2 protein-coding genes are annotated in these 1,602 nt (G+C 62.5%); one reads left to right on the top strand and one right to left on the bottom strand.

Annotation, left to right across the window (positions count from 1 at the left end):
* The coding region (locus NA4_RS42340) for a hypothetical protein (RefSeq protein WP_218022538.1) at positions 1 to 183 on the top strand (183 nt) is incomplete at its 5' end.
* Positions 184 to 644: 461 nt separating this feature from the next.
* Here the strand turns inward: NA4_RS42340 and NA4_RS41165 are convergent.
* Positions 645 to 1,247: a hypothetical protein gene (locus NA4_RS41165; RefSeq protein ID WP_157129585.1), complete on the bottom strand. Its 603-nt coding sequence runs from the start codon at positions 1,245 to 1,247 to the stop codon at positions 645 to 647.
* Between the last annotated feature and the right edge of the window lie 355 nt (positions 1,248 to 1,602).

The raw sequence follows: 1,602 nt of genomic DNA on the forward strand, positions 1-1,602 counted from the left end.
CTTAGACCGAGCGTGGTTGCGGCGGTCAGTGTTTCGGCGAGTGCGGTCAAGTTGGTCGCCGCAAGCGCGTTCTTGAGCAGCTTGACCGCCGCCGTCGCCGCAAGCGCTCTTGATGCGGATTACATCGCGGGCGACCACGCGAAGCAGCGAGTCGGCCAGCGAGGTCGGCCGTCGTGCCCGTGACGAATGCCACCAGCGCGCGGTTTACAGCCACAGGGCGGCTGCCTTGCTGCGCGCCGCCGCAATACAATTCGCCGCCCTGCCCGCACCCCTGTGGGAACGCGCACTCGACGCATGCGAATGAAACGTCGCCACGCACTTCTGCGATGTTGACAAGCTTGTTGACCTGCGCATTTCCGGCCACCTTCGTCACAAACGTGCCGACCATCGGGTCACCTTCGGCCTCGCGGGCGAGTTCGGTGATCGCCGAGCGAAACGCTGGATCCGCGCGAACGTGACGGTCGATACTTTACGCGAGCGAATCGACCCAGCTGCGGTCCGCGGGCGCGCCCTCGGCTCCTGCAAGCCCTGCTGCGGCTTCGTCGTCCCCAACGGACCTCGACCGGACGACTGCCACCAATCCCCCAAGCCCGCTGGCCTGCCCACAGCAGGTCGATCTCGGCTCCGAGAAGGCGGCGGCAGGCTCAGAGTCCGGGCGGCGCGAGTTCCGCCCACACCACTGTTCGCTCGCCAGTACAATATCGGCCCCATCGTGCACTGATCTGCCGCACTCGCGGCTGAACTATCTGCTTCACATCCGCTATGTACCGAGCGTTTTCGATCGAGTCGTGGGCTTCAATCACGAGGTGTCCGCCGCTCACCGCACGCAGACGAATTGCCATTCGAGTACCTGCCTTATGCTGCTGCCCATCAACCGCCTCCACAAAGGAGGCCACGAAGTCGGCAACAACTGTATTGGCGGCAAAAATCAAGCTGCTCCATCGCCAGCTCTGGAGGACGCGCTCGACAAAGGCCTGCGCCTCCGGTATTACACCAAGGCGAACAGCCACATCGATCCCCTGTGTTCCTGCTCCGAACACGGCAGGTGGCGGTGGATCTCCATGAGCATCGCCAATGCCACTCGTCAGGAGGTCCGCAACACGGTGAAGCCGTCGAGCCAGTCCCGCCTTATCAGCATTCGACAGCGCACCGGCAGCTGTGTAGATCACAGCTATATCCGCAGCCAAAATCTCGCGAAGCATGGCGAAGTAGTCCAGCGTTGCAGACAGCCTCGATTGATGATGCACTCGCCGCTCCTTTCTGTTGCGTGGTGCGTGGAAGAAGCCGGTGATATCGTGTGGGCGAATTCGACGGCAAGGTGTCGGTCGGAGATGGCAGGAAGGTCCACTCGCGGCGGCCACTGGAGTGAATCGCATTCCGTCTCACGGCAGTAGGCGCCGTGTACCTGCTGCAGCACAGGTGATGCGAATGCCCCACCACCGCAACACCGCAGCTCTGAATTATCGTCGGCGCGGCTGTCCGACCTGGCAGCACCCCAGGACCATGCTGTCCGTTGTCGCGATGCCGAGCGGCAATGAAATACACCCGGATAGTACCTTGCCACAAGGTAACCTTTCCAGTTCCGCAGCCAGCTCGCTAACC

It is taken from the genome of Nocardia amamiensis NBRC 102102 (assembly GCF_001612745.1).
Taxonomy (GTDB): domain Bacteria; phylum Actinomycetota; class Actinomycetes; order Mycobacteriales; family Mycobacteriaceae; genus Nocardia; species Nocardia amamiensis.